Consider the following 9,409-nt stretch of genomic DNA (forward strand, 5'->3'; position numbering starts at 1 on the left):
CATGAAAATGAAGCAAATTACTTATAAACTCTTTATGACTACATCTCTCATTTTATTATCCTTTGCAGTATTGATTTATTTAACTTTATACTTCTTTCTCCCTACATTTTATGAGCAATATAAAACAGATCAACTTCAAACAGGGATAAACGAAATCATTGATAAGTCTAAAAATCTTACGTTTCAAGATGCGATACCACTTTTTGATGAATACGCCAAAAAAAATAATGCGATGCTTTATCTTCAAAATAAAGAAGGAGTAATTATTTACTCTCCTTCATTTTCTTTTATTCAAAGTGGTACGCAAAAAACAGTAGTTACTAAAGCAACACGATTCGAGAATACAAGTACCCTTAGCAATTCATATAACGTTACGAAACCAATTCAATTCCAAGATGGTAGTTTAACGCTTATAGTCTTTGCTACATTTCAACCGATTGATGAAGCTTCACAAGTTTTAGTACGCTTTCTCCCCTATATTAGTATCATTGTGCTCGTTATTGGTATAGGAAGTGCTTATTTTTATTCCAGGTTTATTACAAAGCCACTTATTTATATTAATGAAGGTGCACAAAAGATGGCAAATTTAGATTTCTCCGAAAAAATTGAGGTTCGCTCTACAGATGAGTTAGGAGAATTATCTAATAGTTTGAATGACATGTCTATTAACTTGCAACAAGCTATGTTTGATTTAAAAAAAGCAAATGAACAATTAAAAAATGATATTGAAAAAGAAAGAGAAATAGAAACAAAACGAAGAGAGTTTTTTGCGATTGTAGCACATGAATTAAAGTCTCCTCTTACTGTAATGAAAGGATACTTAGAAGGAATGATATACAATATTGGCCCTTATCAAAATCGCAATCAATATTTAAAGAAAAATCATCAAATTATTGAAAGTATGGAACAATTAGTTCGTGAAATTTTAAGCGTATCGAAATTAGAACAACACACCTTCAAACTAAAAGTAGAGGAAGTTAATCCTTCAAAGTTAATAGGTACAATCACAAAAGATCTCGAATTTTTTGCTTCTCAAAAAAGCATCGAAATAATAAAAGAAATTGATTCTGACCTTTCTATTTATACCGATTGTGCTCTTTTAGAAAAAGCATGTAAAAATATTATTCACAATGCGGTTATGTATTCACCACATAATGAAAAAGTCTATATAAAGTTAATTGAGGATTCTAAACAAGGTCAAATCGAAATGAAAATTATAAATACAGGTGTCAATATTAAAGATGAAGAGATACAACAAATTTTCAAACCATTTTATCGAATTGAAAAATCAAGGAATCGAAATACTGGAGGAAATGGTTTAGGGCTATATATTGTTAAACAAATTCTTGAAACGCTAGATATAAAGTATTCAATAAAAAATATGGAACATAGTGTACAATTTTGCATGAGTATTCCATTATCTAAACATAAAAACAAACAAACTCTCCTTTAAATAGGACGAGTTTGTTTGTTTTTGTAGTAAGTATAAATTTATTAACAGGTTTTTCATGTAATGGACAAATGCTGCTTCTTAAATGGCGATTATCATAAGTAGTGACAAACCGTATTCAATTTACATATTTATCTTCTACTATAGCAGCAAAAAAACGACATTCCGCTTAGCAGCAAATTAGATTCTCTTATTTGAGATGCATTTCATCTATGAAACTGAAAAGGAAGATGAAAAATGTATATTTGCCTCCATTTTTCAGATTAATTTGGAATTCTTTTATGGTAAGCTATATGTAAAGATTAAATATAAAACATAAAGGATGATTCGTATGCAAATAAGACCACAAGTAAGTGAATATAACTCCTATTATGCAACGTATACCAACTTGGTATCAGACGGAAATATCATACATATTCTAGAACAACAAATGAAGGAAACGAATCTTTTATTAAAGGGAATTTCTGATAGTGAGGGACTTTTCCGGTATGCTCCTACTAAATGGAGTATAAAAGAAGTAATGGGTCATATAGCAGATACAGAACGGATTATGGCGTATCGATTACTATCAATCGCTCGAGGCGAGACAGCAGAACTTCCAGGCTATAATGATGATATGTATGTTCTTAGAGCTGCTTTTGATAAGCAATCTATGCAAGATCTTCTTGAGAATTTAATAGTTGTTCGCCAATCTACCCTGCATTTACTTAGAAGCTTAGATAAAGAAGCTTGGTCACAAAGAGGAAATGCGAATAATTCTGAAGTTACAGTTCGTGCATTAGCATACATCATTGCTGGTCATGAGCTTCATCATCTTCAAATTATAAAAGAACGTTACCTTGGTTCTAATTTATATCCAGCAACTTAATATATTTCAAGAAAAAGAGTCCTATTTATGTAGGGCTCTTTTTCAGTATTTATAACGGATTAGCGCTTAGAACCATGGCAATATTATTAAAACGGGAACAACAAACTATTTTAACATTCAGTACAGGGAGACCATTTTGATTATGGCTTGATTTTATTATAAATCAAATATAAGCTTTTGAAAGGTCTGAATCTTGAAAATTATGTCAATTAAAAAGCTACGATGTTTATATTAGATTTCATTTACGACCAACTTCTTCTTCCTTAAATACACTGCACGATCTGATTTTTTAGCAACCTCCTGTGAGTGCGTCACAACAATAATGCATTTATTCTCTTTATGTGCAAGTTCTTGAAATAGTTCTATTATATCCATTGCGGTTTCCTCGTCGAGGTTTCCTGTCGGCTCATCTGCAATCAGTAAATCAACATTACAAGATAGTGCTCGAGCAATTGCTACACGCTGTTGTTGACCACCACTTAGTTGCAGGACGTTTCGTTTCGCTTCAACTTCTGTGAGTCCTACCCTCTCTAATAATTGTAATGCTCTTGCTGTTTTATTTTGCACTTTAACACCTGTAATTTCCATTGCTGTTAAGACATTTTGAAGAGCTGTCATATAGGTTATCAAATTATAAGATTGGAAAATTACAGATACATTTTGATTACGGTATCGATCCAAACCAATTTTTCTAATATCTTTGCCATTATACAGTACATAACCATTTTTAGGGACATCCAGTCCACAACCTAAGCTCAGGGTTGTGGTTTTGCCAGATCCGGATGGTCCTAAAATCGTGTAGAAATGACCTTTTTGAAAAGAAAAGTTAACATTATCTAGTATCGCTACATTTTTTCCATTACTTTCATAATAATAATCCAAATTTTTAAACTGTAAAATCGTCTCCATATCGAGCCTCCTCATTCATCTTTTAAAAGAATTTGTTTTGGGTTTAAACGTAGAATAGATAATGCTGGAAGAAGTGTTGCTATTATAGCAATAGCTAGTCCAATTCCACCCATTTTCCCTACATCTTCTCCTGTTACACTTACATCAATTTTATCAATTGGATCTTCTTTTTGATTTTGTAGAGTACCACCAGGTCCAGCCATCATTACAGTACCATTTTGCGAGGTATTTGTTTCTTCGCCTGCAGTAGCAATTTCATTCGACAGTAAATTATCCCCGATATATTGAGAAACTTTAGCTCCTGTTGTTATGGATAATCCAAATGCTAAAATAGCGACACACACTACTTCTACTACGAATTGCGCCATTAGTTTCCACTTTTTCTCTCCAATAGACAATAGAATTCCCATTTCTTTACGACGTCCTTTAATTGATAGCATAATGATTAATCCTAAAATAATTGCACCTGCAATCGATACAATATAAATAATCATTTGAGAAGTCGAAGAGATATTTTCGATAGGACCAATCATTTGCTTGTACAATGAATCATGCGCATCTAATTTATAATAATTAAAATCAATATTAGATTTTTTTGCTTCTTTTTTAAATGCATCAATATATTGTGGATCATTCAAGAAATACACGACTTGAACACTACTTATACCTGGGTCTACTTCTAATTTTTTCATAGTTGAATGCGGCATATATAGTTTATTAGCTGGATCCATAATAGGAGGAGCCTGTTGCCCCATTGCTTGCTCATTTGTTTCGTAAATACCGATAATTTCAACCTCAAGGGTTTCCTTCTTATCCCCTGATTGCACTTTAACTTTGTCTCCTGCTTTCAAATTGTTTAATTCCGCTAATCGTTTTTCCATTAAAGCTACATTCTGATCCTTCATTTGCTCTGTAATTGGTTTTCCATCAATGATTTTACTTTTTCCGTTTTTAAAGCTTTCTTGTAATGCAGTCTTGCGAACTCCCTCAATCATAAAAGAAGCATTCATATCTATTTCTGTACCAGAGCTTGAACCGCCTCGCGCAGCCGCCATTCCCACTTTACCTTTTCCTTCTTCTTCTCCTTCTGAAGCTCCTACTAGTTTAAGCCCATCAGAAATACCGAAAGTGTTAGCTATGTAATTATAATCTTTTACATACTTGGACTTCGCTAATTGATCTGTTTCTTTTGCATCGAGCTGCGGCGGATTTGGCATTTCTCCAGTTTCCTTAGCTTTTTGACCTAATTTGTCGAAATCAAGACCTAAAGTAACATCTACACCAAGTTTTTTTCTTGCAGCATCCGCTGCTTTTTTTGATGCATTTTGAATTGTGAAACCTGAAAGAACCAAATTTGTAACAATTAGAAAAACTGCCATCAAAATTAATGATGTTCCTATCCTTTTTTTCATACTGAGAATTGCTCGTTTCATAAAATTCATTTTTTCTTACCTCCTTGATATCTTGTATTCTACATAGGTTATCTAGAGTTTATATGGAGCTAATCGGTAGTTTAACGAGAGATATAAGGAGTTTATGTGTAGTTATTCATTTACCTGTTCAAGAAAAACTAGAACACAAATTCAAAAACGCAGTCGTTGTTGAACATTGGTAAGAAGTAGTCAATTTAAGAGAATTATAGAAAAAGAGGCTAAGGCTTGATTTAATGTATGTAACATGAAAGATATATTTATTATATAATTTCTATACAATAAATATATAGAAGCTGATTGTGAATATCTATATGGGAATTGTAAGGTTCCTCATAGAAATTACATCTTTTAATAAGAAAAGAAGCAAGTAAACATTCTTTTATATGGATAAGAATATTAACTTGCTTCTTACATTTTAGTATAAACTATCTATTGTAAGCTTTATAATATAATATACAAATTCATCACCTATTTTTATAATTCAAGCACCTACTAGTAGGAAAAGAAAATATTTCCTACTTAATTTAAAACATAAATTTTGTTTATGTTTTAAACAATATGTATTTTGGAGGAGGTTAATTTGATTTTTTCAAAACTCATTGATCGGTACGCCTTATATGATTTACACAAAAAAAGAAGTGTAGCATTTCAGTTTACTTCCCTTTCTAACACTTCATTAAATATAAAGAACATAGAATCTTTTTATAAAGTAAAACCATCACATTTTCATTTTGACATTAAGCATTCAAAGCAGGAAAATGAATACATGGTTGGGCAATTCAACTATAAAAGTTCGGTTCAATCCGGTGATTCACGCAACGACTCTGTAACTGGGGAATTATTCTTACATAAAAATGAAAATGCACCTCATGTTATCTTTGTTCACGGTTGGAGAATGGATTCTAACGAACGTGTGAAAAACATATTCCACGATCATATGACCAGCCTGAAGTGGAATATGTATTATTTCACTCTACCCTATCATTTTGAAAGAAAACCCGATCAATCCTTATTCAGTGGAGAGTATATGGTAAGTGCAAATATTGAACGAACAGTACAAGCAACTAGACAAGCGGTAGCTGATTTACGAGCTTTGATTAAATGGATTAAAGCAAATAAAAAGGGGCCCCTGATTCTAATAGGAATTAGTTTAGGCGGATTTATTACTAACTTAACCTCTCTTGTTGAAGAAGAAATTGATATGTTAGCATCCATTTTCTATGCAAATCGACTTTCTTATTCTATTTGGAATACAACTCCAGGTAAATTTATTAGAGAAGACTTGGAACATCATGGTGTTACGTATGATGATTTAATAGATTATTGGAAAATCACTGAACCGAGTCAAGCATTGCCAAAAGTAAAAAAAGAAAATATTTTATTAATTTCAGGTAAGCATGATCTATATGTGCATTCTGAGGATACAGACTACTTGTGGGAATCTTGGGAAAGACCTCCACGATATATTTATAAATGTGGGCATGCCGGGATCGTTCTTAAACGTAAAAAAATTGCAACTGATACTATTGATTTTATTCAAAATCGATTGAACTCCCCGCCCTTATCCAATGTCATGCCTTAAATCGCGAGATTACTAAGTACAAAATCTTATACTTATATTGTTATATTTTTTACTAGTCACCTTTGTAAATCTTCGTCCCCTAGCCTTACACGATTGAAAATGAAATAAAATAAATAACTAAGGAACTAATTTACCATATAGAAAAACAATGCTCAGCATTTTCACCAGTGATCGCTGTATATGCAATATTACATACAAAAATCTTTATTTGTTACGTTATTAATTTAAAAATAAATTATTCATCCATTAATCTATACCCTCCGTGTTTACAGTTATGGATACCCTAATTACATATGAAAAGAGAGAAGAAACATTGGTTAGTTCTTCTCTCTTTGTTTATTTTTAAGATAACTATCTATAAAATTTTTCTAATGTACATAATTACAACGACATTAAAACACTTTGCTCTTAAATCCACTACTTGTATTACTGATTGCATGAAACTCCTTCTTGAGAAAGGTTTTAATTTCTGAATGTTCTGTTGACTGTTATAACATATCCAATTTACAATTTAATTGTGGTGTTCTTTCACAATTAAACTACTTAGAATACACTTCATTTATTTGAAAACAATTACAAATAGAGGTGCTAAAATGAAAACTAGAGTAAATCCAGAATTATTACAAGGGTTAGAGATGTTTCCGGATCTCGATTTACGCCCAGAAAATTTGCAATCAATCAGAGAAGGAATAGCTCAAATGAGACCACCTACCGTTGTTGATGACTCTCTTTCTTTAACAGATAAAGTCATTGTTGGGCCTGATGATAATCCGTTACCATTACGAATTTATCGTCCAAAATCAAATCATGAATCTTTACCTGTCTTATTATGGATACATGGTGGAGGTTATATCTTAGGGTCTATAGATGATAACGATGATACTTGTATGAGGTTTGCAAAAGAAGCTAGCTGTGTGGTCGTGTCTGTAGACTACCGCTTAGCGCCTGAATACCCTTACCCAGCACCAATTGAGGATTGTTATTCAGCTTTAAAATGGATTGCTGATAATGCAAAGTCATTAAACATTGATTCGAATCGAATTGGGGTTGCAGGAGTAAGCGCTGGCGGTGGACTAACAGCAGCATTATCATTATTAGCCCGAGATCGAAAATATCCTTCAATTTGTTTACAAATGCCACTATATCCAATGATTGATGACAGAAATGATACACCTTCAGCGAATGAAATTAAAGAGGGATTTGTTTGGAACCAAAAGGCAAATGAAGCTGGCTGGAAAATGTATTTAGGAGAAATGTATGGAACGGATCAAATCCCTGCCTATGCAGCACCTTCTCGAGCTGAGGATTATAGTGACTTACCGTATACTTACACATTTGTTGGTCAATTAGATCCATTCCGCAGCGAAACATTAACCTATGTAAGCAAACTAGCACAAGCTGGTGTTGATGTGGAGTTTCATTTATATCCAAATGCCTATCACTGGTTTGAAGGGTTAAATCCAAATGCCGATGTATCTATTTATGCTGTGAACGAAATAGTACAAGCAATAAAAACTGGTTTCAAACGAGTATCCAAGGTTGAGGCTTAATCCCATTACAAGAGAAACACTTATAAATAGTATATATGTATTTATCATTTAAATATAATAGCCGATTCTAAATAAGAATCGGCTATTATATTTAAAATCCGCCTAATATATCAAGGTTGAGAAACAGATATAAGATGTTTAGGCGATGTGTTTATTTCCTCTGCTAATGCTTTTATGTTCATCATGATTTGAAGTATTTCTTCTTTTGTTGTCCTTGGGTTGATAGAGCAAAGTCGAATTACTACTTTTTCTTTTAATTTAGTCGTACTTAGCATAGCAAATCCTCTTTGATTAATTTCTTCCACCAATTTTTTGTTTATTTCATGAATTGTATCTGTAGATGTTAGCTCACATGGAATATAACGAAAAGTAACAATTCCTAATTGGGCAGGTGTTACTACTTCCCAATCTTTTTCTTTCCTTAAAAACTCTTCAACTTGTTCAGCTAGCATAATGCCATGATCAATTGCCTCACGAAAAGCTGTAACTCCGAATGCTTTAAAAGAAAGCCATACCTTTAATGCTCTAAATCTACGGGAAAGTTCAATTCCACGCTCTCCAAAATTCACTTTTTCTTCTATATTAGTTTCCGTATCCCTAATATACTCTGGGATCATACGAAACGTTTCGCTTAAATATTGACTATTTCGAATGAGTACACAACCAACATCATAAGGCTGAAAAAGCCATTTGTGCGGGTCTAACGTTAAAGAATCAGCACGATGAATTCCACTTAATAACTCCCTTCCTTTTTCACTGAGAATTGCTGCAGCCCCATAAGCCCCATCCACGTGTAGCCATATATCTTCATCACCACATAGATCAGCCAATTCATCGAGGGAGTCCACCGCTCCGCAATTCGTTGTCCCTGCATTAGCAATAACACAGAATGGTTTTTTCCCTTTTAATCGATCTTCTTTTATTTGTTTTCTTAAAGTACTAACTGAAATTTTTAAATCTTCATCTGTCTCAATTCGGCAAATTTGGTGCTGTTTAAAACCTAATACTTTAAGTGCTCGATCTACAGAAAAATGAGTTTGGTTAGAAAAATAAACAATCGCATTTTCTATGTCATTATTCAGCTTGACCTGTCTCGCTACAGTAAGTGCAGTCAAATTAGCCATGGAACCGCCACTGACAAATAGTCCTTCAGCTGAATCAGGGAATCCTAGCATTGATTTTAACCAGTTAATTGTCGTTAATTCAATTTGTTCGGCACCTGCACCTACTATCCAAGCTGTAGGAAATACATTAAACCCACTTGCTAAAAAATCTGCTAATACACCAACATAATTATTAGGACCTGGCACAAAAGCCATAAAATGAGGATGATCCACATGAGTAATTTGATTAAACACATTGTTATTAAGAAAATGAAGTAATTCTTTTGGATTAGATCCGTTTTCCGGAATCGTTTCAATTAGCTTGTCTCTAAAAATATTACTATCAATCGTTTCTGAAACTGGTTTACTTTTTAAATGATTCATATGATCAACAATCAAGTCAACCGCTTGATATCCTAACTGACGCATCTCTTCGGCTGATAACTGCAAGTTTTTTGTCATTTGGTTTACTCCTATTCTATTTAAAAAGGCGAGTTCTTGCTCGCCTTTTCAT

General features: G+C 33.0%; 7 protein-coding genes. 4 read left to right on the forward strand and 3 right to left on the reverse strand.

What is annotated here, in order from left to right:
• The first annotated feature begins 1 nt into the window (after position 1).
• Positions 2-1,453 carry a sensor histidine kinase gene (locus ACTFRH_RS09735; protein ID WP_003301517.1) on the forward strand — a complete coding sequence of 484 codons (1,452 nt, stop codon included), beginning with the start codon at positions 2-4 and terminating at the stop codon, positions 1,451-1,453.
• A gap of 328 nt (positions 1,454-1,781) precedes the next feature.
• The gene (locus ACTFRH_RS09740; RefSeq protein ID WP_001167136.1) at positions 1,782-2,318 is read left to right on the forward strand and encodes a DinB family protein; all 537 of its coding nucleotides are present in this window, start codon (positions 1,782-1,784) and stop codon (positions 2,316-2,318) included.
• A gap of 231 nt (positions 2,319-2,549) precedes the next feature.
• Here the strand turns inward: ACTFRH_RS09740 and ACTFRH_RS09745 are convergent, their stop codons facing one another.
• Together ACTFRH_RS09745 and ACTFRH_RS09750 are read right to left on the reverse strand one after the other, a co-directional pair.
• Positions 2,550-3,227, reverse strand: coding sequence for an ABC transporter ATP-binding protein (locus tag ACTFRH_RS09745; RefSeq protein ID WP_000447857.1), 678 nt, complete (start codon positions 3,225-3,227; stop codon positions 2,550-2,552).
• A gap of 11 nt (positions 3,228-3,238) precedes the next feature.
• Positions 3,239-4,669 (reverse strand): ABC transporter permease, encoded by a 1,431-nt coding sequence (locus ACTFRH_RS09750; RefSeq protein ID WP_001010229.1) that lies wholly within the window; start codon positions 4,667-4,669, stop codon positions 3,239-3,241.
• 571 nt (positions 4,670-5,240) lie between these two features.
• On the opposite strand from ACTFRH_RS09750, the gene ACTFRH_RS09755 reads away from it, so the two are divergent.
• Both ACTFRH_RS09755 and ACTFRH_RS09760 read left to right on the forward strand, forming a co-directional pair.
• Positions 5,241-6,242, forward strand: a complete 1,002-nt coding sequence (locus tag ACTFRH_RS09755; RefSeq protein ID WP_000577709.1) for an alpha/beta hydrolase — start codon at positions 5,241-5,243, stop codon at positions 6,240-6,242.
• A gap of 593 nt (positions 6,243-6,835) precedes the next feature.
• Positions 6,836-7,792, forward strand: a complete 957-nt coding sequence (locus ACTFRH_RS09760) for an alpha/beta hydrolase (protein WP_000857945.1) — start codon at positions 6,836-6,838, stop codon at positions 7,790-7,792.
• A gap of 110 nt (positions 7,793-7,902) precedes the next feature.
• On the opposite strand, the gene ACTFRH_RS09765 is transcribed toward ACTFRH_RS09760, so the two are convergent.
• Positions 7,903-9,357, reverse strand: coding sequence for a pyridoxal phosphate-dependent decarboxylase family protein (locus tag ACTFRH_RS09765; RefSeq protein WP_000164808.1), 1,455 nt, complete (start codon positions 9,355-9,357; stop codon positions 7,903-7,905).
• Positions 9,358-9,409 lie beyond the last annotated feature (52 nt).

Origin of the sequence: Bacillus cereus group sp. MYBK216-1, assembly GCF_051916495.1 — a bacterium.
GTDB lineage: Bacteria > Bacillota > Bacilli > Bacillales > Bacillaceae_G > Bacillus_A > Bacillus_A thuringiensis_K.

Coding starts and splice junctions, on each gene's coding strand:
- ACTFRH_RS09735 (WP_003301517.1), top strand. CDS start 2: ATGAAAATGAAGCAAATTACTTATAAACTCTTTATGACTACATCTCTC.
- ACTFRH_RS09740 (WP_001167136.1), top strand. CDS start 1,782: ATGCAAATAAGACCACAAGTAAGTGAATATAACTCCTATTATGCAACG.
- ACTFRH_RS09745 (WP_000447857.1), bottom strand. CDS start 3,227: ATGGAGACGATTTTACAGTTTAAAAATTTGGATTATTATTATGAAAGT.
- ACTFRH_RS09750 (WP_001010229.1), bottom strand. CDS start 4,669: ATGAATTTTATGAAACGAGCAATTCTCAGTATGAAAAAAAGGATAGGA.
- ACTFRH_RS09760 (WP_000857945.1), top strand. CDS start 6,836: ATGAAAACTAGAGTAAATCCAGAATTATTACAAGGGTTAGAGATGTTT.
- ACTFRH_RS09765 (WP_000164808.1), bottom strand. CDS start 9,357: ATGACAAAAAACTTGCAGTTATCAGCCGAAGAGATGCGTCAGTTAGGA.